21 protein-coding genes are annotated in these 20,890 nt (G+C 42.5%); 11 read left to right on the top strand and 10 right to left on the bottom strand.

Annotated features, from left to right (window positions below):
* The first annotated feature begins 211 nt into the window (after positions 1-211).
* From ACTJKG_RS18045 to ACTJKG_RS18060, 4 genes are read left to right on the top strand one after another with little or no spacing between them, the layout of a single operon-like run.
* Positions 212-553 (top strand): hypothetical protein, encoded by a 342-nt coding sequence (locus tag ACTJKG_RS18045; protein ID WP_440739992.1) that lies wholly within the window; start codon positions 212-214, stop codon positions 551-553.
* An 11-nt stretch (positions 554-564) separates the two neighbouring features.
* Positions 565-1,146, top strand: a complete 582-nt coding sequence (locus ACTJKG_RS18050) for a hypothetical protein (protein WP_440739993.1) — start codon at positions 565-567, stop codon at positions 1,144-1,146.
* Complete coding sequence (locus ACTJKG_RS18055) at positions 1,130-1,588, top strand: PH domain-containing protein (RefSeq protein WP_440739994.1); 459 nt, start codon at positions 1,130-1,132, stop codon at positions 1,586-1,588. The genes ACTJKG_RS18050 and ACTJKG_RS18055 overlap by 17 nt, the downstream gene beginning before the upstream one ends.
* A gap of 12 nt (positions 1,589-1,600) precedes the next feature.
* Entirely contained in the window at positions 1,601-1,885 is a 285-nt protein-coding gene (locus ACTJKG_RS18060) for a hypothetical protein (RefSeq protein WP_440739995.1), read from the top strand.
* 108 nt (positions 1,886-1,993) lie between these two features.
* Here ACTJKG_RS18060 and ACTJKG_RS18065 read toward each other — a convergent pair whose 3' ends face one another.
* On the bottom strand, positions 1,994-2,230 hold the full coding sequence (locus tag ACTJKG_RS18065) for a hypothetical protein (RefSeq protein ID WP_440739996.1): 237 nt from the start codon (positions 2,228-2,230) through the stop codon (positions 1,994-1,996).
* Positions 2,231-2,468: 238 nt separating this feature from the next.
* On the opposite strand from ACTJKG_RS18065, the gene ACTJKG_RS18070 reads away from it, so the two are divergent.
* Entirely contained in the window at positions 2,469-3,083 is a 615-nt protein-coding gene (locus ACTJKG_RS18070; RefSeq protein WP_440739997.1) for a TetR/AcrR family transcriptional regulator, read from the top strand.
* A gap of 128 nt (positions 3,084-3,211) precedes the next feature.
* Complete coding sequence (locus tag ACTJKG_RS18075) at positions 3,212-4,765, top strand: DHA2 family efflux MFS transporter permease subunit (RefSeq protein WP_440739998.1); 1,554 nt, start codon at positions 3,212-3,214, stop codon at positions 4,763-4,765.
* Here ACTJKG_RS18075 and ACTJKG_RS18080 read toward each other — a convergent pair.
* From ACTJKG_RS18080 to ACTJKG_RS18090, 3 genes are all read right to left on the bottom strand, one after another.
* Entirely contained in the window at positions 4,762-5,355 is a 594-nt protein-coding gene (locus tag ACTJKG_RS18080) for a Crp/Fnr family transcriptional regulator (protein WP_440739999.1), read from the bottom strand. The two genes, ACTJKG_RS18075 and ACTJKG_RS18080, sit on opposite strands and share 4 nt — an antisense overlap.
* A gap of 70 nt (positions 5,356-5,425) precedes the next feature.
* Positions 5,426-6,220 (bottom strand): alpha/beta fold hydrolase, encoded by a 795-nt coding sequence (locus ACTJKG_RS18085; protein WP_440740000.1) that lies wholly within the window; start codon positions 6,218-6,220, stop codon positions 5,426-5,428.
* A 253-nt stretch (positions 6,221-6,473) separates the two neighbouring features.
* Positions 6,474-7,415, bottom strand: coding sequence for an NADP-dependent oxidoreductase (locus tag ACTJKG_RS18090; protein WP_440740001.1), 942 nt, complete (start codon positions 7,413-7,415; stop codon positions 6,474-6,476).
* Between the two features lie 398 nt (positions 7,416-7,813).
* On the opposite strand from ACTJKG_RS18090, the gene ACTJKG_RS18095 reads away from it, so the two are divergent.
* A complete protein-coding gene (locus ACTJKG_RS18095) occupies positions 7,814-8,230 on the top strand; it encodes a nuclear transport factor 2 family protein (RefSeq protein WP_440740002.1) in 417 nt (138 codons plus the stop codon).
* A 44-nt stretch (positions 8,231-8,274) separates the two neighbouring features.
* Positions 8,275-8,841, top strand: a complete 567-nt coding sequence (locus tag ACTJKG_RS18100) for a carboxymuconolactone decarboxylase family protein (RefSeq protein WP_440740003.1) — start codon at positions 8,275-8,277, stop codon at positions 8,839-8,841.
* 100 nt (positions 8,842-8,941) lie between these two features.
* Here ACTJKG_RS18100 and ACTJKG_RS18105 read toward each other — a convergent pair whose 3' ends face one another.
* Positions 8,942-9,760 carry an enoyl-CoA hydratase/isomerase family protein gene (locus tag ACTJKG_RS18105; RefSeq protein WP_440740004.1) on the bottom strand — a complete coding sequence of 273 codons (819 nt, stop codon included), beginning with the start codon at positions 9,758-9,760 and terminating at the stop codon, positions 8,942-8,944.
* A 601-nt stretch (positions 9,761-10,361) separates the two neighbouring features.
* On the opposite strand from ACTJKG_RS18105, the gene ACTJKG_RS18110 reads away from it, so the two are divergent.
* Together ACTJKG_RS18110 and ACTJKG_RS18115 are read left to right on the top strand one after the other, a co-directional pair.
* Positions 10,362-11,045, top strand: coding sequence for a type 1 glutamine amidotransferase domain-containing protein (locus ACTJKG_RS18110; RefSeq protein ID WP_440740005.1), 684 nt, complete (start codon positions 10,362-10,364; stop codon positions 11,043-11,045).
* 148 nt (positions 11,046-11,193) lie between these two features.
* Entirely contained in the window at positions 11,194-11,625 is a 432-nt protein-coding gene (locus ACTJKG_RS18115; RefSeq protein WP_440740006.1) for a DUF3237 domain-containing protein, read from the top strand.
* Positions 11,626-11,776: 151 nt separating this feature from the next.
* Here the strand turns inward: ACTJKG_RS18115 and ACTJKG_RS18120 are convergent, their stop codons facing one another.
* From ACTJKG_RS18120 to ACTJKG_RS18130, 3 genes are all read right to left on the bottom strand, one after another.
* Positions 11,777-14,647, bottom strand: coding sequence for a sigma-54 interaction domain-containing protein (locus ACTJKG_RS18120; protein WP_440740007.1), 2,871 nt, complete (start codon positions 14,645-14,647; stop codon positions 11,777-11,779).
* 103 nt (positions 14,648-14,750) lie between these two features.
* A complete protein-coding gene (locus tag ACTJKG_RS18125) occupies positions 14,751-15,152 on the bottom strand; it encodes a hypothetical protein (RefSeq protein WP_440740008.1) in 402 nt (133 codons plus the stop codon).
* Positions 15,149-15,532 carry a hypothetical protein gene (locus tag ACTJKG_RS18130; protein WP_440740009.1) on the bottom strand — a complete coding sequence of 128 codons (384 nt, stop codon included), beginning with the start codon at positions 15,530-15,532 and terminating at the stop codon, positions 15,149-15,151. Before ACTJKG_RS18130 ends, ACTJKG_RS18125 begins: the two co-directional genes overlap by 4 nt.
* A 370-nt stretch (positions 15,533-15,902) precedes the next feature.
* Between ACTJKG_RS18130 and ACTJKG_RS18135 the strand changes: the two genes are divergently transcribed.
* On the top strand, positions 15,903-16,712 hold the full coding sequence (locus tag ACTJKG_RS18135) for an alpha/beta fold hydrolase (protein WP_440740010.1): 810 nt from the start codon (positions 15,903-15,905) through the stop codon (positions 16,710-16,712).
* Between the two features lie 78 nt (positions 16,713-16,790).
* Here ACTJKG_RS18135 and ACTJKG_RS18140 read toward each other — a convergent pair whose 3' ends face one another.
* Together ACTJKG_RS18140 and ACTJKG_RS18145 are read right to left on the bottom strand one after the other, a co-directional pair.
* Positions 16,791-20,021: a sigma 54-interacting transcriptional regulator gene (locus ACTJKG_RS18140; RefSeq protein WP_440740011.1), complete on the bottom strand. Its 3,231-nt coding sequence runs from the start codon at positions 20,019-20,021 to the stop codon at positions 16,791-16,793.
* 253 nt (positions 20,022-20,274) lie between these two features.
* Positions 20,275-20,811, bottom strand: coding sequence for a YceI family protein (locus tag ACTJKG_RS18145; protein ID WP_440740012.1), 537 nt, complete (start codon positions 20,809-20,811; stop codon positions 20,275-20,277).
* Between the last annotated feature and the right edge of the window lie 79 nt (positions 20,812-20,890).

Consider the following 20,890-nt stretch of genomic DNA (forward strand, 5'->3'; position numbering starts at 1 on the left):
GGGTCACTTTCACGTGGCGAAGAGGGGTCACTTTGCTTTGGCGAACGTGGTCACTTTCAACTGGCGAAGGGGGCCTTTTTGATCTGGCCGGATAGGGTCATTTTCATGTGTTTTATCCAACAAAGGGAACAAAACCGAAAAACTGGTTGAATTCGATCCTGACACCAGGGAGTTCATCATATCTGATACCGAAAAGATCCTGGCACCTGATATGGTCAATAACGAGTTTCTTACGCCGGCCCAAAAGGAAAAATATCGCCGCGGGAAAGAGGTTGAACTTGCCGATCGTACTGAATTTTCTTACTCTGCGATTGATCCACAGGGTATGCGGGCAAACCGGCTGGCATTGATCGCCTCAGTCCTGATTGATGGGGGATTGTCCTACATGTTGTACCAGGGGCTAAACGCTCTTTTTAATAAAACACGTGACGCCAAAGAGGCCGGGTTTGAAAGTCCCGGCTATAAAAATGCTTTAATAGACATGGAAGATCAATACCGGCGGGTGCCGGAACAACAAAAGCGCGCTTACTCGCGGAGCGGCGGAACAAGGTGATGAAATCGTTCATGGAAAGGCTTAGGATCTCCCCGGAGATCCAGGCCTTTTTTCACATCGCTGATTTCCGGTTTGATTACGGTACTGAAACTGAAATCTTCCAGGAAGGGTTGCACCTGGTTCCTACCACCACCAATGCCTGGCTCGCAGGCAACCAATATGCGCCTGAAGTAATCATCACCCATTCTGCAATGGAAGCCATTGCCTGGTATGTCCATCATTCCCATCGATACCGTGACCCCTATAACCTGGCTTTTGTATCTCTTGGAAACCTGCCCTGCGAAGAACAGATCAGTTGGTTAAGGCGCAACTTTGCGAGGCGAAAATTTACGCTGGTTTTTGGGAACCAACTGCTGGGAGGGCTGACCGATATATGGGTAGCAAGTGCTTTGAAAGGAAAACCGGCCCTACTGCGCTGGCAGAAAGAAAAAACAGGTGTATCCTTTATGGGCCGTTATCAGGAATTTTTGGAGACCCAGTCCAGCTTGCATGCTTTTGAAACAGCGTTTAATATCCGGACCGGGATCAGGACCAGTAAACCCACCCGGCATTCCACTTATTTAGCACAATTAATACATGATGCAGAACATTGAAATCAAACTTCGACCAGCGGTTGGCTTCGCGGTCATTCAAATCAGCCCGCTAATCCTGCTGAGCCTCACTTTGCTACCACTGGCATGGACGCTTTCTCCCATATTTATCCTTCTTAGTTTGCTGATCCTGTTGGTGGCATGGTACCGGCTGCTCCTCATTCGAAGCCATCGCTGCCTGATCAATTCGGAATATTTACAGCTTACTAAAGGCATTTTATTCAAACGAACAGATCAGTTGGAACTTTACCGCATCAAAGATTACGTCTTAACCCAACCCCTGACCTTACAAATCCTGGGGTTAAGCAACCTCAGCCTAAAAAGCACGGACGAAGAAAATCCGGTCATCAACCTGTTTGGTATTTCGAATCAAGGTATCCTGGAACAGCTGCGGGAAAGGATACTGGCCGCAAGGCAGGCAAACCAAATTATTGAAATGATATAATTTCCCGAAAACTTGCGCAGAACTAATATTATTAGTATTTTAGTAAAAGAGTTACAGCTGTTTATGAAAAATTTTGTTCACCTGATTTTCACCTGCTTTGTCTCCACATTTGCTTTGTGGGGTGCCCTCGCCAACAAACAAAATCCATGGCCATGCTTTGCCATTGCCTTTAGTGTTTGGGCTATATTCCTCTGGAGACTGAGTGCACGTGCCAAACGTTCTGCCATGAAACGACGCTATGATGAGTATCAGTTTCGTGAATACATGCGTGGGAAGGCATACCAGAGAAACCGTTAAATTCAAATAATATCCATAAAGAAAGCCCTGCGAATTTCGCAGGGCTTTTATTTTGCCCCGTTCCATCTTTCGTAATTGGAATTAATTTTCGCCCCATTGATACGGCGGTTATGAATTGAACTTGATATGCGCTATATAAGGAACCAAACGCTCATTGGAACCAAAGGCTTCAATCCACACAATTTGATTGCTGACGGTATAATAGAATGCCTCTACATAAAATCCCCCGACCCGATACAAAGCGACCTTGTAATCCCCCTGAGACCGGTCCCCAAGAAAATTCCCATCAAATGTTAAATCTCCCTGCTCCTTCAAATTCAGTAAGTTAAACTCTGCTATTGTCATTTGTACTAAAATAATAAAATATCCTGTATACAAACTGTTCTTTAAAGTTTCCCCACCGAACTTGCAGGAAGGTATCCGAAGGGTTCTTAAATTAGTCCGAAATGCAGGCCTTCCGATAACTTAATCCATTTCTGAAATTACAGTTTAATGTAAAATACCTTGGAAATTAGGATAATGTACATTTCTTTGATTTTTCAAAAGACAATTTTATCTAAATTTGTATTATAAATTTCTTTTAATGACAAAGGCAGAACAGACAAAGCAGTTTATTATTGAACAAGCAGCACCCATTTATAATGAAAAGGGAATTGCCGGTACTACAGTAGACGAAGTGCTTGCGGCAGCAAACGTTGCGCGTGGGTGTCTTTATAATCACTTTGAAAACAAGGATGCCCTTTCTTATGCGGCAGCAGACTTCCTGCTGAAAAAAAATGATGAAAAAGTGATTGCCGCAGTCAGCAAAGGGAAAACAGCGAAGGAGCAGATTCATGCTTACCTGAACTTTAGCAGGAACCCGCTGGAAACACATATTTCAGGTGGATGCCCGATCTTTAACCTGGCTGCGGAAGCAGACGATAATAACCCTATCGTGAAGGAAAAAGTGAAGAAGTCAATGATCGGAGCACACCGTTACTTTTCATCTATCCTGAAGGAAGGTGTAAAGAATGGTGAATTCAGCGAAGCACTTGACGTGAGCGCCTTTGCTTACAAAATGTTTGCATCAGTCGAAGGTACCATCCTGATCTGCCGGGTATTGGGCAACAGCCAACCTATGCAAAGTGTTATTAAAAGCCTGAAACAGGAACTCAAGACTTACGAATTACAGCCTTCTACTGAGGAACCCACTCTTTAATTTTTTTTGATCATTAAACAGACTCATATCGCTATGGTTTAAAATAGACAAAATTATCTATTTTGAATTTCTTCTTTAAAATACTCAGCTAATTATCAAAGTAGCTGATAGAAATTGCATTTATACTTATGGAAACAGGACTCCGGAAATGGATCATCGTCATCACGATTATCACTTCCACCATTATTGAACTTATAGACACGACCATCGTAAACGTTTCGATAAACACCATGAGCGGTAACCTTGGCGCTTCATTGGAGGATACGGCCTGGGTGATTACTTCGTATGCCATTGCCAACGTAATTGTAATTCCGATGACCAGCTTCTTAGCGGAAAAAATTGGAAGAAAGCAATATTACGTCGGCTCTATCATTCTGTTTACACTGGCCTCTGCCATGTGCGGACTTTCCACAAATCTCTGGGAACTGGTGGCTTTCCGGTTTTTACAGGGACTTGGGGGCGGTGCCTTGTTATCCACTTCACAATCAATTCTTTTTGAAACCTTTAAAGTGGAGGAAAGAGGATTAGCAAGCGGGATCTTCAGCCTGGGGATTATAATAGGACCCTCTATTGGGCCGGTATTAGGCGGTTATATTGTAGATAACCTATCCTGGGAATGGATATTCTATGTGAACGTACCGATCGGAATCCTGGCAACCGTACTTTCCATTATTTACCTCCGCCCCAGTAAGCCATCTTCCGAAGACCGCGAAATCGACTGGCTGGGGATTATTCTGCTTGCGGTGGGGGTAGGTGCATTACAGGTAGTGTTGGAAAGAGGGGAGACCGACGACTGGTTCTCGGCTAACTATATCATTGTTCTTACCTGTATTTCTGTCGTTTCGATCATTGTATTAGTATGGTGGGAATTAAGGGTACCTTTTCCTGTAATTAACCTGAGAGTACTAAGAAGTGCTACACTTTCTATTTCTGCGATCATGACCTTTGTGCTGGGTTTCGGGTTATTCAGCGCGGTCTTTGTATTTCCGCTTTATACGCAACGTGTTATTGGTTATACAGCTTTCCAGACCGGTACTATGCTTTTACCAGGAACTTTGATGGCAGCTTTGATCTCACCCTTTCTGGGCAAAGCGCTGCAATCCGGATTGCGTCCGCAGTATCTGATCATTACAGGTTTTGCATTTTCGGCCATTTTCGGCTTATTAATGTCCAAATCAAACCTCCAGACCGGAGATGCTTATTTTTTTATACCCTTGATCTTTCGTGGCCTTGGAGCCGCTTTATTGATTGTTCCACTAACCGCACTCGCTGTTTCTGAACTTGAACCAAGGGATATCCCTCAGGGGGCTGCTTTAAATAATATGATGCGGCAGATGGGGGGCTCCTTCGGGATTGCGCTCATTAATACTTTTATTGCACACCGTGCGGCTTTTAACCGGCAATCACTGGTCAACCATGCGACATCGGATAATCCCGCAACCATGGACAGGTTACGGGCTGCTGTATCTAATTTCATGGCGCATGGCTCCAATGCGTTCAGTGCAGGGAAACAGGCAATTGCTGCATTAGAAGCCACCGTGAACAGACAGACTTATTTAATGAGCTATATGGATGCTTTTCTCCTGCTGGCTTCCATGAACTTTTGTTGCATTTTCCTGGTACTTATCACCATCAAAAAGAAACGTAAACCGGTATCTAAAGTGATGATTTCAGACCATTAATGCTGATGGGCCATCCGCTTCCTGATCCTGCTCAGGGAGGGGCCAGCAATGCCGAGGTAGGAGGCTATATGGTAAAGCGGCACCGTGCTGAAAATATCAGGATGTTGCCTGAGTAATTCCTTGTAGCGTCCTTCTGCCGTGTCGAAAAGTAAACCTTCGGTTGCCGACATTACCGCATGAAAGGCCTGCTCCGCTACCATCCGGCCAAACTTTTCCCATTTATGGGACTGCTCGTATAGTTGTGTTAAAGCGTCAATATGGATGTAAAGGATAGTGGAAGTGGTCAGGGACTCTGTGAAATAACTACAAGCCGTCTGGCTCAGAAAGCTTTTATAGGAAGCGATAAATTCCCCTTTCCCAAAAAATAACATATTCCTTTCTTCTCCCGTCAGTTCGTTAACCCGATAAATCCGGAATACACCGTCGATGATGAACCCCAAATGTTTACAGATATTCTTGTATTCGTTGTAGAACTCGCCCTTTTTATAGGTTTTGAGTTGCCAGTATGGCTTCGAAAGTTGGAAGGTCTCCCTGTCCATACCGAGATGCTGAACAAATACTTCTTCCAGTTGGTCGATTGGTGCCGTCATATTTTAATGCAAAAAAACCCACTGGATTATCCAGTGAGTTCATAGAAATATATAGATCAGTTAATAGTTCTTATTTGGTCGCTTGGATGATATCTTCAGCAAGTTTTACCGGTTGTGAAATGAACGGTGTATGGCTGGTATTTAATAAAAAGGTCTTTTTAACATTTGAACCTTTTACCATTGTTTGCTGAAATGGGTAGCTGACAGCGTGATCATTCTCAGTGAAGATGTAAGCTTTGGCAACTTTACCAAAGTTCGCGTCTGTCAATGTTACTGGTGTAGCAAGCGGAGCTAAAGGTTCTGTTTTCCAATTTGCAACCAGGTAATCCTGAACTTGCTTAGGAGCATCTTCTGCAAATACATCCACAATACCATCTTTACCAATGATCGCTGCGCCGTGTTCTTTATCAACAGTCAGGTATTTACCGGTATGACTGCCTGCATCCTGTTGGGCTAAGCTCAACAAGCTCTCACCATTTTTCGGAAGATAAGCAGCGAGGTAAACAAGCTCCTTAATCTGGGTTGGGATTTCTTCCGCAACCTGGCTGATTACCAAACCAGCCATGCTATGGCCTACGAGGGTCACGTTCTTGCGGTCACCTATAGCAGCTTCCACTGTCTTAACATAAGTTTCCAGACCGATTCCCGCAAATGAGGAAGTGTCAGCGCCGTGACCGGAAAGGTTCACCGGGATAACTTCATATCCTTTGGCTTTTAAAAGTGGTACCACAGCATTCCAGGCAGTGGCATCAGACCAGGCACCATGTACCAAAACTATTGTTTCCATTTGTTTTTTTGATTTTGTTTGTGCAAACGTGGCTAATCCGGCTGTTACTAAAACCAGGATTAAGATTACTTTTTTCATAGTATTAATTTTTTATTGTACCAACAAAGTTAGGGGAGTGGATGCCCAGAACTTTTAACATGGGTTAAAATCGACAGTCTGTTACTTCTCCTGATGGTATTTTACCTCTTTAATTTCATTATTATTTCTTATAATAAATTGATAATTAAGTGTTTGTAAATAAAATTGAAATTTTCTTTATTGGTCTTAGAAAAGATATTCTTGTCTATTTTATAATCTCGTGACAATTGTAGCAGCCGAAAATTGGCATTTATTAAAAATTGAGGACTATTTTGCCTGTTGAGCGACCGCTTTCCAGCAGCGTATGGGCTTCAGGCATTTGATCAATACTGAATTTATTAATTACATGGGATCTGATATGACCCTTCCTTAACAGATCGGCAATGACATTCATCTGCCCTCCATTTGGTTTAACCTGGATATTAAAAGCGTTTATCCTTCGCTGTCTCGCCTTCTCCATCAATTCCGGTGTAAATCCGAAAACGATACTGACGCCAGTTCCTCCGTCCTTGATTAAATCCAGTGAAATTTCGGTGTTCTTGCCGCCTAAAGGATCAAGGATGAAATCAAGATTACCCGTTACTTTTTCCAAAGACTGCGATTGATAGTCTATATGTTCATCAGCCCCTAACGATAACACGAAATCCCGGTTTGCGGCCGAAGAGGTAGCGATTACATAAGCCCCTAAGTATTTAGCCATCTGGACTGCAAAATGTCCTACACCCCCGGAAGCTGCGTGGATAAGGACTTTTGAACCTTTTTCAATGTGTTGGTTGACCGTTAAAGCTTGCCATGCGGTTAATGCAGATAATGTGGCTGCCGCAGCATCCTCGAAACTTATTCCTGCCGGTTTTATGGCTAATTGATCAGCTTTGGCTGCGACAAATTCCGCATAAGCCTGTCCCAGCCCAGGATAATTGATCATCGCGAATACTTCGTCTCCTGTTTTAAAATCTTTCACGGCACTGCCTACTCCCGTAATGATACCGCTCAGATCCCATCCAAGTATCAATGGCAAAGGATCCGGGGCGCGTCCGACCAATTTAACCCCTTGCCTGATTTTAGTATCGACAGGATTTATACTAACGGATTTTACCAATATCAATACTTCGTCAGATTTGATCACTGGTAACGGGACAGATGCGGACTGAAGATGATCCGGACTGCCAAAACTTTTAATTTCAATTGCTTTCATAGGATATAGTTTAAATACGAATGATCCCCAACAAATGGGATCTGATCACTTTTGGACACCGCACGGCCAGATCTTTAACGGATCAGATAAAAATATCTATTCTGCGGAGCGAAGGTTATCCATAACAGACCGATCTAAATGAATAACTGTCATTCCTCTGTATAATTAGCGTATGGAACAATGTTGTGATTCAAAAATAGACAAAATTATCTATTTTTGATTAAATGATATCCGGTTTTTATAGATGCGGTAGGGAGTGATGATAATCGAAGGAATCATTTTCTAAGCAGTTATTAATCGGATCAGAAGTTAGGTCCTGGTTGCAAACCATCTATGATTTATAGATGGGGTTGTGGAGGAAATCATAGTAATACGCAATACCTTAAATAAAACATATAATGAAAAATCCAAAAGAACTGTTCCTTGAATACCTGGTTAATATCAAAGACATTGACCGGGTAGTCGATTTATTCGCAGAGGACGCTGTGATTGAAATTCCCTACCTTGAATCCATCAATATCCCCTCAAGAAATGAAGGTAAAGAAGGCGTTAGGGCCTTTATTAATTTCGTATTCAGTACTATGCCTGACTTTAAATTTGAGAATATCGTTGTCCATATGGAAACCGAAGACCAGGCTTTTGTGGAATACCACGCCAATGCACTGGTGCCTGCAACCGGTAAATATTACAATCAGCATTTCTTTGGAAGGCTCGTGTCCGAAAATGGTAAGATTAAATTCATAAGTGAATCCCTGAACCCTGTGATTTCTGCAAGGGCCATGTTTCCAAATGGTACTGGTGGAATACCAGCTTAACAGACTATTTGTAGCTACGTAAAACATCATTAAATTAAGATATTATGAGACTTACACCGATAAATCCGGCCGAACTGAATGAGCGTCAGCAGGCCTTATATAAAGATATTAACGAAGGCATCGAAAAGAACTTTAAAAGCTTTGTCGCGAAAAATGGTGATGGAGCACTTTTAGGGCCGTTTAATCCAATGGTTCAGTTTCCGCAATTTGGCGCTGCGCTTTGGGATTATAATAAAGCGTTATCAGCAAATTCTACCTTATCCAAATCGGTTCGTGAAGTGGCTATTCTTGTCGTTGGGGCAAAATTTTCGGCACGATACGAAATTTACGCGCATGAACATATCTCCCGCGCAATCGGCATGCCTGAACATCAGATCGCTTCATTAAGCACCGGGCAACGTCCGGTCGACCTGTCAGAACAGGAAAATCTGGCCTTCGATATCGCTTCAGCGATAACAAAAGGCGGGCAACTGCCGGAGTCGGTTCACAATTTGGCAATTACCAGCTTTGGGAACAATGGCTTCGCAGAATTGATTCAGCTGATAGGTTGCTATACTTTGATTTCATTCCTTCTGAACGCCTACGATATTCCGGTTCCGGACGCCGGTTAAATGACCGTAAATAAACAGGGCGCTCCGGAATTTTCCGGAGCGCCCTGTTTTGCTTGAATGAACAGTTGGTCACCTTTATCCTCTAAAGTAAGGTGAGGTATTAAAATTTCCCTATTACATCGCCCAGGTTTAATTCTGTGTCCCCAGGGAACTGAAAACCCTTTTCTGCGATTATTTTGAACCTTTCTTTGGTCTCTGAACTTTGCGTCGCCTGGAAAAATAGGTCTGCGTCTGTACGATAATCACTTACGGGAGCAAGGCTAATCGCATTGATCCTTTCTTTGATATCCTGAAGGCCCTGCTGTGGGTACCGGGCAATCCGGTGTGCAAGATCGCTCACAAAGGAATCAAGTTCCTCGTCTGGGATTGCCCGATTGATCCAGCCATAACGTTCAGCCAAATCAGCGTTATAATCCTGACTGCTCGTAATAACCTCAAATGCGCGGCCTCTCCCTAAAGTGCGTGTGAGATGCTGGACACTGCCTCCACCTGGTATTTGCCCAAATGCTGCCTCGATATGACCAAATACCGCGCGTTCCCTGGATGCAAACCGCATATCGCAAGCCAGGATTAATTCGCTTCCTGCACCACGTGCGCGTCCGGCAATTTTCGCAATGGTAATGGCTTTCGTTTCACTTAGTCTCCTGTATAAAAGCGATAGTGAAGGTTCACCGGTTAGCTCCGTCGCTGCTGCTCTATATTCTGTGATCTTATCAACGTCCACATGCGCAATAAAAAAATCAGGATTGGCGCTGGAAAAGACTACGACTTTAAATTCTTCACCTTTATCCAATATCTGAATGAGTGCAACCAGATCCCTGACCAAGCCGGGGCCAAGAAGATTGAGCGGAGGATTATCGATTTCTGCAAAAAGCACTTGGCCTTCTGAACGTGTTTTTAATACTTCAAATTTCTGCATGGTAGGAGGTATTTTGAAAATGTTATAAATCGGACCGTCGCATCATTCACTTGATGGCTTGTGATCTCCGTAAAATGATTTTTTTGATATTGTACTACTTTCAAGACTTGCACCGGTTTATAAGTATTTAATTTACAGTGCTATAAATGCGGATTTCCGAACAAGATTACTGTAAATCGTTGATTGAATATAGAATTAACTATATAACGTAAAACAGGAAAAGTGTAAAAGCAATTTAGTAGTCTGCAATGGTTAAACAGGCAGCTTCCATTGTTTCCGCCATCGGGCTTTGGAAAGAAGTGATCGGCCTTGTTTCGCGATTAATCTTCTCTTTCATTCAATTTAATGGATCAGTAATCAGAGCGTTATGATGTTCCGTCTGTTAGTATTTAAGTGAATTAGGGCTTTACTTTATTTCGGAAATGGGGATGTTGAGATCCCGATATAAAGTGAAAGCTTGATCTCTTTTGATAGTTACTCGTCACAAAACCAGCTCATTATAAGGAGGCATGCCATTTGAAATTTGTGATGCAGATCCCTCATGGGGACAATAAGAAACGCACAGTAAACAAATTATCAATTACAAATTAAAATTCGTCTTATGAAAATTCTATTTATTGCCAGTTCAAAAACGTTTTGGTTGGCTGAACTTACCCATCCTTACTGGAATTTTTCTGAACGCGAGCACGAAATTGTTATCGCCAGCCCGCAAGGTGGAAAAATTAACCCGGATCCTTCAAGTGATCCTTATTTTAAAGATTCCTGGGAGAAAGAAGATATCGTTAGCAAAGGTTTTCTTTCTGATCCCAAATTAGTTGCTTTATTGGAAAATACCCAGGTTTTAAATGAGGTTGACCTGGAATCTTTTGACGCCGTGCACGTCGTTGGCGGCGGCGGTGCTGCAGTAGACCTATATCCAAATGATGAAGTAAAAAAGGCACTGGAACACTTCTGGAATGCAGATAAATTTGTTGGAACCATTTGTCATGGTTCAATCGCTTTGGGTAATATTCCTGATCTGGTTAAAGGCAAAGCGGCAACTGGTTTCTCTCGTGCTGAGGATGCCATGATCGAAGAAGTTTTCGGTGCTAATTTCATCCCGAATTTCCCGCAGCCGATTATGGAAGAAGCTGGCATTATTTACGAAAAAGCAGCAGAACCATACCATGTACATGTAGTCGTAACCGGAAAACTGATTACCGGCCAGAACCAACAATCAGCTACTGAGTATGCGGTAGCTTATAACCATTTATTGGCAGGGGAAAGCCCGGTTGTTTACAAATAAGTAAGGGACGTCTCCTCATGCTTGGGCAGTCAGGTAATCTGAAAAGGAGACTTTCAATTGATACCATTATTAAAAAACTACCGAAATGGAAGACCATTCAATAGAAAATTTGCCGGAGGTTCTAAAATCAGTTAGAACAAGACCTTTAATGGTATTGAAACTTGTAATTGCGCCACCGCAGATCGTCGGTAAAAGTCCGCGCGTGAGCAGGCTTGTAGGCGTTGCTTTAAGCGGCACTTTTGAAGGTGAGCGTCTCTCCGGAGAAGTGTTGCCAGGTGGAAGCGACTGGCAGGTGGTTGGCGATAATGGCAGTGCCCAGCTCAATTGCAGGCTGATATTAAAGACTGATGATGGAGAGCTGATCTCTATTCAATACCAAGGCGTACGATCAAACCCGCCGGCTGTAGTGGCACGGATCGCAAAAGGGGAGAGCGTAAGCCCCGACGAATATTACCTGCGGATCACTCCCATTTTTGAAACAGCATCGGAAAAATACGGATGGCTTAACAATGTGATTGCTGTTGGTATCGGTGACCGCCGTGAACATGGTCCTACTTATAGCATTCATGAAGTGTTATAAACGGTCACTTAGCCTTTAATTACACCGAGGATCATATTCGTCATATGAAATATATCATCCCGAAATTTGGGGGATTTTGTTTTAACTAAAGAGAGCCTGTCAACTGACAGGCTCTCTTTTTTGCAGCCTAAATACTTACGTAAAATGCCTCCTACTTTTGTTTAATATCGCTTCTTTTGATATTATATTTAAGCATTTTTGAACTCAGGGTAGATCCCGGAATTTTAAGCAACTCTGCTGCCCCTCCAATACCGGATATTTTGCCATTAGTTCTTTTGAGAATGGAAATAATATAATCCCTTTCTACTTCTTCGATAGTCCGGATCGCTGTATCTGGCAAAATTTCCTCCATTTCCTGACGGGTAGAAACGGGCAAAGAACTTTGTTTGATTGTGGTACTGTTGGCTAATAAAACGCTTCGTTCAACAACGTGTTCCAATTCTCTGACATTTCCCGGCCAGTTGTAGGCGACAAGCTCTTTCATTACCTTGTTTGAAAAATGCAGGGATTCCATACTCCCTTTCTTTTTATACTTCGCTAAAAAGTGAGTGGCCAGAGATGGTATATCTTCCCGACGGTCCCGAAGTGGGGGAAGTGTAATTGGAAATATATTAAGCCTGAAATAGAGATCCGAACGGAAGGTACCCTCTCTGACCTCCTTTTGCAGATTCCTGTTAGTAGCAGCAATAATTCGAACATTTGTTTTGATTACTGATTTTCCGCCGATACGTTCGATTTCTTTTTCCTGTAATGCCCTTAGCAGCTTAACCTGCAGATCGAGTGGAAGTTCACCAATTTCATCCAGAAAAAGTGTACTGTTATTTGCCAGTTCAAATTTACCGATACGGCGTTCGATGGCCCCGGTAAAACTACCGCGCTCGTGACCGAAAAGTTCACTTTCTACAAGATTGGCAGGAAGTGCAGCGCAATTGACTTTGACCATCGCTTTATCTTTCCTTGATGAGGCATTATGGATGGCCCTTGCGATCAGCTCTTTTCCCGTACCGGTTTCGCCGAGAATTAAGACCGAGCTCTGGCTATCTGCCACCTGTGAAACCAGATGGAAAATTTTATTCATTTCCGAACTGCTGCCTATAATTTCACTATAGTTATAATTCGTTTGGATTTCCTCCTGTAAGTACACGTTCATGTTCTCCAGTTGCAGTTTAAATTCAGAAATTTCTGCGAATTGCTTTTCTATCTTTTCATTGGCGATGATATTTGTAACCGTCGTAGAAAGCTGTGAGGAAACGCCCTGTAAAATCCGGAGCTGATTTTTATCCATTTTGTCTGCAGCGTCCGTGAAGATTACCAGCAGGCCTGTCTTCTTTCGGCCAATGCTCAACGCGTTATAGATTACTTCCTTTTTTCCACATTCATAATTCATCCGCAGATAGTCGGGCAGGGTGGTCGTATTTGCTAATTCAGTTAAATTAAATACCTCCATATGCTCAGATAGGAAAACCTTATCAGCGATCCAGTCGCTCAAGGGTATGGTACTTGAGGTGATCTTTTCGTATTCCGGGTGGCTCCGGCAAACCGAATCAGGGTCAAGAAGATATGGATAATACTGCCGCTCGTCGTCCATCATCGTGAAGATTAAAAGGTGGCTGATCGGTAACACCTTCTTCAGAATTTCCTTGTTGAAACGGAGCAGTCCTTCTTTATTCCTGATCTGCGCCATGTCATTGCTCAGTGAAAGCAAAAGTGTCTTCTCCCGTTCCCGTTCCATGATTTCCTCTGTGGCCAATATGTTATCCACGGCATTTCCCAAGGCTGACGAAATCGCCCTGATCAACCCAAGCTCCTTGGAAAGGAAACTTTGTTTTTTTTCGGAAAATATCATGAATGCCCCAAGATGTTTTTTTCCGGAATTTAAATGGGTGACGACCATTTCGCGTATGCCGCTCTGGTGATTCATGGTGATCCATTCAGGAACATCGGCATGTTCCATCAACTCATCCAGGTCAAAAACGACCGGCGTGGATGAGGCAAGGACTTTCGACATCACCGGGTCCGAGATCATGTATCGGGCATCACAAATCCGCTGATAATCCGGATGCTTTCTTTTACTTATCGAAGCTGAATCAAATATAAGACCGGTATAGGTTTTGGAAACCGGGTCCGTCAGGGACATTAGTGTATGACTAAAGTTAAATAGTTGTTTAAGGCGTTGATGAAGAACGGAAATCAAGGTATTCTTATCCCGAATGGCCGACATGTCATTACTGATCTCAATCAATGTTGATTTATCCCTGTCGCGGACTGTAATTTCCTGCCTTACCTGCTCCACCTCCTGCTGGCAATCCATACTCTTCATTTTTTCAACGGCGCGGAAGCACGTGAAAGCAGTTGAGACCAATTCAGCAACTCCTTCAAGAACCGGTGCCAGCGAAACAAATGCCCCTGTTTCGGCGCCTTGGAAAAAGATGATCAGACCATTAAAATCCTGGCCTGTCCGTAATGCTGCAATCGCCACCTGGCGATCTTCCGTTATTGGTGAATTTTTAAGTTGCGCATGCAGCCAGACAGAAGCTGCTAATTCGCTCCTGTTATATAACTGAAGGCCACTTCCGGGTTTTAAATCATTTAACAATGGATCGTCACCGGGAACTTTTGTTTTAGTTTTTAGCCGGAAACGTAGGGGGGGCGCGGATAGTCCTCCGCTCAAATATTCATCAACATGATCCTTCCCATCAGTCCTGATAATCAAAAAGGAAGATACATTTGCCAGGTGAGGTAAGGCATCGTGAATTACTCTCGTAATTTGAAGGCAGTCGCTCGTCCTGCTCAAGGAAATCGCAAGGTCGTCTAAAAAATGTCTGTCCTTAGGAGCAATTGCCCGCAATTCCGGTTCAGATCCCGAAAGTTCCAGCACGGTTGAAAATACCTGCTGGGTGATCGCATCAATATGTATTAAGTTATCCTCTGCTAAACTTGGCTGCATAAGCATTGTTAAGTCGTAAGCGGTTGTGGTTGTCCCGAGCTCAACGATAACTGTTCGTTCCCTCACCAATTCCATAATGAATCTAATAAACTATACTTAAAATTCAAAACTTAAAGCGGCTTATTTCAGGAACATTTTTTGACTGCATTCTTATAGCTGAATATATGTTCCTTCCGGCTTAGTGGCTTGTCAATACATCCACCAGGTCATTGATAAATATCTGGCAGAATATAATGGTACGTTCTGTAGGATTGTATTGTTGTAAACTGTCGTAAAATACCGTAGAAAACGCATCAAGTACGGTTAATCTGTAAATCAGATCCAGACTATTCCATGTTTCACTAGCCTGCCTGATTGCTTTTATGCGATTAATGTCCGGAAAAGTCTCGCAGAAAAATGCTAACTGACCCTCGATGTTCAATTCATGCCTGATCCCGTTCACACCAGCCAGATTTAAATAATTACAATATAGCCCGGAAGACATTACAGTTTTCAATCGCTGAATCAGGTCCTTGGTCATTTGGTCTGAACAATAGTCAAGGATCAGATCTTCTCTATTTTCAAATTTAATTGCGGTCATATCAATTGAGTTTTCAGGATTGTTTTATTATTCGAAATATTAACGAAACTTGAGGTCATAGGCGGGCCGGACCAGGCAGGATGGATAATGATATCCTGGTTCCCGGTTAATATGGAGTCGGTAACCACAATTCCACGCTCGCCTGCGACGGTTTCGGCTGTATGGAGATAAATGAATTTTTTTAGCAATTGGTCATAATACTGGCTGACCACCTTGATTTTGTATTCTGAATACAGTAAATCTTTCATCGGGCCATAATGGTCTCCATGACATCGATTGGTTACTGCAAAATCTTCAGTGTACCCGAGTTCATGTAACTTAATGATCATATCTGTCAGACCGGGGTTTACCCTGCGGAATTTACCATTTTCACATGTCATCGCTTGAGGGATTAATAGACGTAAATACCACTATTCACTAATAACTTTCCGGCAAGTCATAATAAGTGATATGCTGGCCGTATGTGCAATGCAATTTGACGGCCAATTATTAAGTAGTTGAATATTAGTTGTTTGTAATATATTGCATTGGCGATTTTTACGAATGGTCGTTTTTTTAAAACTTCTTTTCACTGAATAAAATGAATTTCATGAAGTTTGAAGATCCAGCCTTGGAAATCTTTGTGAGCATCTATTCGATTGCGATTTTTTTGTCAGATTTTCCGTTTGCTTTCGATTTTAACATGAGTTAAAGTTTTTAGACGATCGTCGGGATAGTTTTGTAAGCCTGAAATAATCAGGCGTATTTAATATGAAAAAGCTAATTTACTTTGCAATAATTGCAATGACCATTTCGGTCCTATTTGCTGCATGTTCGAAAGATCATAGTGCAGTACCCATCGTCTCAAGAACCTATGTGATAGTCCCAGGTGCCTTTCAGGGACCCTGGGCCTGGCAATCTGTCAAATCTGACCTAGAAGCCCGGGGGCAAAATGTAATTGTAGTACAACTTGCAGGTCATGAGAAAGATAATACTGATCCGGCAACGATTACTATGGATGTTTATAAAAAACAAGTCGTGGATGCCATAAATGCAGTGGATGGAAAAGTTATTCTGGTTGGCCACAGTCTTGGAGGGATGGTGGTTGCTGATGTTGCTGAACAGATTCCATCGAAGATCGACCGATTGGTTTACCTGGCTGCTTATGTACCTGCGTCAGGCCAAAGCCTGCTGGATCTCGCGCAAACAGATGCGGGATCATTACTTGGACCAAATCTGACCTTCTCTTCACAGGTTACGCTGGATGTTAATCATGATCAGATACTGAATATTTTTATACAGGATGGCTCAGATGCCATAAAAAGCCAGGTGTTGGCGAACTGGAAAATCGAGCCTGCAATTCCATTCACCAACCCGGTAACACTTACCGCAGCCAATTATGGATCGGTGAGCAAATATTATATTCACACCGCACAGGACCATGCCATTTCTCCTGAACTTCAAAACAGAATGGTTGCCTCTGCCGGAATCAAAGCGACTTACAGTTTATCGACTGGTCACAGCCCTTTTCTATCTAAACCGGATTCAGTAGCTACTTTATTACTGAAAATTGCAAAATAATTGAATTGATTGAAAAGCAAGGGTCTGGTGAAATCAGCCCCTTGTTTTTTATAATCTTTTCAAATATAAAAAGGCACTTTATTCCTCTTTGGCCTGATTGTTAAGCCCTTTGGTGATATTTAACCTGAGCATTTTGGAACTCAGGGTTGTTGCAGGGATTCCAAGCATTTCAGCGGCGCCCCCAACACCTGAAACTTTACCCTTACACTTTTTAAGTACTGCAATGATGTGATCCCGTTCTACTTCGTTCAAGGTTTTTATTTTATCCTCCCCTGGCAGGTTTTCCATTTCTGACGGATTGCCTGGTAGGTAGACATTGTCAATTGCACGGCCATTGGATAATAAAAGGCTCCTTTCAACAAGGTGCTCCAGCTCCCTCACGTTACCCGGCCAGTCATAGCTTAATAATTGTCTCATGGCCCTGTTAGAAAAGGATATCCCTGCTTTTGCGCTGTTTCTGGCATGTTTGACCAGGAAGTGTGCTGCTAATAGTGAGATGTCCTCCTTTCGTTCACGGAGCGGGGGAATATTGATCGGGAAAACATTTAGCCTGAAGAAAAGATCACTTCGGAAATTGCCCATTTGTACCTCCTTTTGCAGATCCCTGTTGGTTGCCGCTACAATTCTGACATTGGTCTTAATGGTAGTTCTCCCGCCGACTCTTTCAATTTCTTTTTCCTGGAGGACACGTAGCAGTTTTATCTGTAGGTCTAAAGGTAGTTCGCCAACCTCGTCCAGAAAAAGTGTACTATTGTTCGCCAATTCGAACTTTCCGATCCGTTTCTCGGTGGCTCCGGTAAAACTTCCCCGTTCATGGCCGAAAAGCTCGCTTTCGATAAGGTTTGCAGGTAAAGTAGCGCAGTTGACCTTAATCATTACTTTGTCTTTTCTGAGGGATGTACTATGAATTGCACGTGCAATCAGTTCTTTTCCCGTACCTGTTTCTCCGAGGATCAAGACAGAACTTTCTGATTCTGCGACTTTGGAAACCAGGTCAAATATTTTTCGAATATTGCCACTGTTACCTATTAGTTCGCTGTAATTATGGGTGGTTTGTATTTCTTCCTGAAGGTATAAGTTTTCGTCCTCCAGCCGTTTTCGATATTGACTGATCTCATCCAGTTGCTGCTCGATTTTCTCATTCGCCCGGATATTGGCTACCGCGATGGACAACTGGTCGGCCACCCCTTGTATCAGATCAAGATTATTATTATTCAGCCTGGTTTTCTCATTCATTATAATGATGAGAACGCCGTTGTTTCTGCCACCATCTTTTAAAGGCGACATGATCGCCTCTTTTAAACCGACATCATAATTCATTTGAAGATAGTGCGGTAATTCACCATTTTCGTTCATTTGGTCAAGGTCAAAGACCAGCGGCCTGTCAGAAGCTATGATTTTCTCTACCAGGTCACCCTTTACCGGGTACCTGCTCGAAGTAATGACAGCATAATCCTTATGGTTTTTTGAAGCAGAATTAGGATCCAGAGAAAAGACCGTGTACCATTTATTATCCTCGGTGATATTAAAGGTGATTACATGACTAATGGGCAGCACCTTTTTTAATTTAAGATTGATGATGTTGTGGAGCTCGTCCTTATTCCGGATCACGGCAAAATTCTTGCTTAACTCCAGTAGGGTAGCTTTCTCCTCGTCGCGCATCACAATGTCCTCATTAGCAAGAATATTTCCTACAGCAACAGATAATTGCCAGCTGATGCCTTGGATCAGCCTGATCTCTTTTTCCCTGAGCTGATTGACCTGATCTGAAAATAAAATGAAGAATCCGATAAGTTTTTTTCCATTCAACAACGGAGCAATGACCATTTCACGAATTCCTACACGGTGGTTCATCGCGATCCATTCGGGTACATCTTTATTCTGTACCAATTCGTCCACCTTAAACAGAACAGGCTCCGGGGAGCGAAGGACGATTTTGATCAGCGGATGATTTAATGAGTAGTCGGCATAGACGATCCGTTGAAAATCGGGATCATTCTTGCTGCGGGAAACGGGATCTACCACAAGGCTTCGGTAAACCTGTAGTTCTTCATCGGCAATAGCGGTTACCGCATGGCTGAAGCTGAAAAGATTCTTAAGTCGGTCCTGCACGGTATTAAGCAAATCCCTTTTATTGCGAATGGCTGCCATATTATTGCTAATGGTTAGCAGAATCGACTTTTCGTTTTCACTATCGAGAATCTGCTCGCCATTTATGATATTGACCAAAGTAATGGTCAGTTGGTCGGCAATCCCCTGAACAAAAGAAAAATCTTCATCCTTGAGCCTGGGGTCGTTTTTAGAACAGATATATACACAACCTAATAATTCCCCGGCAGCACGCATGGTAACAGCGGTAATGTCGGTCACGCCTTGTTGGATGAGTTCCTCTGCAAACAATTGAGCAACCTCCGGACATTTCAAAAGCTCGGAAAGAGGTATGTTGATTGGCCCACGGCTATGAATAATCTTTTCATTGATCGTCTTTCCGAATTTTGTATCAGCAGGCAAAAGTGCCGGCACAACTTTTTGCAATTCGGCCTGACTTGCTGGTTTCTCATCGAAAATATAATGGTTACTTGTTCTGGCGTCATAAAAAGACACCAAAACGGTTTGGATCGAGGATTTATTTTCAAGGTTGATCTTAACCGTTTCCTGAAGTTGTTTTTTCGATTTTACAGATGCAATTGCATTACTAAGATCCAGAAGGATAGATTTTTCGCTTTCATGTTTTAGGATCAATTCATTCGCCTGGATATTGGTAATTGCAACGGCCAGCTGACTTGAAACACCTTTGATGATCGCAAGATGCTCTTCTTTAAAATTCCCCTTAACCGTACTGGTAAGATAAAGTCCTCCGATCAATTTCTCTTTGCCACGGATGGCTACCCCTACGAAATGCTTAAGTCCGTTTTCCTGATAGTATTGCATGTAGGGAGGAGCCAAACCTGCGTCCACCATCTCGTCAATATCAAAAACAACAGGTTCGTTGCTGTCATGGATCTGGTTTAAAACATTGTCCTCAACAGGGAATTCGGCCTGGATGTAAGATTCATAATCCGGATGGATCAAACGATAGGAGTAATACCTGTATGCCCAGATAAAATGACTGTTCCTTTCCTTATTATAAACTGTAATGTTAACGTCGTCAAAGGGGACCAATGCTTGCAGATGATCGACAAGAACCTCAGCAAGGTCGTCTCTGGTCCTTGTAGCAGCAAAATCGTTGCTCATTGACAAAAGTACCTGAGACATGGATAAATCGCTTGTCAGGTCATCTGGTGATGGGGCGTGTTGATCTTTGATCATATTTGATTGAATTTACTGTCCTTATTGTTCCCGAATACAGGCTGTGCATGAGGATTCGCGCGCGAAGCTTTTAATTTGGGAAATCATAAATCGAGTAAACTCTTTACGAAGATTATGCCATCATTTAATTATTTGTAAATCAATTATTTAAATTGATTTTACTTCAAATGTTTTTACGATATTCAGCTAAAACTAATTTTTTTACCTGAATATCGTTTTTTTGGAATACCGATATTCAGGTAATTATTCGATTTTAAATTAGAGATTTTGTTGCCCTGCGCAGTTCAATCTGCGCACTTACAATAATTTCGTCCTCCAGTTTGTCATCTCCCGGGGCTATGTCAATTTCACTTCTTCGAATGCAACCAAATAAGGCAACCGTACATACAGGTTTGGTTCCTCCCTTTTTGACTTGGGCAAAATTTACAATTAGGGTTAAGGGCACTGAAATTCCTTTAATGGTCAAAACTCCTGTGATCTCACGGATATTACCCTGGCTGAGCTTGCAGCCATCTGCTGCAGTAAAAGTTATTTTAGGATAGTTTATTTCGTCTAAGCACTCCGCTTTCCTAACGGAACGGTTTTCCTGCTTGCTGTTTAACTCAATTCCGTCAGTCTTTAGCGATAGCAATATTTCAGCATCCTGAAACCCTTCATAGGCGGAAACGCTACCGGAAAATTCTTTGAAAATCCCTGAAATACTGCTGATCTTATAATATTTTACTTTGAAGGTAATGGTGGACTCTTTAGCTGAAAAGATCCAGGTTGACTTTTCCATTTCCGGTTTCATGGCCAATTAGTTAATTGTGGTTTATAATCCGGGATTTATTAAAGACAGAAATAATTTCTTCCTTTAAAGAAATTCAGCT

Source organism: Mucilaginibacter sp. 22184, from assembly GCF_052045695.1.
In the GTDB taxonomy this organism is placed as follows: domain Bacteria; phylum Bacteroidota; class Bacteroidia; order Sphingobacteriales; family Sphingobacteriaceae; genus Mucilaginibacter.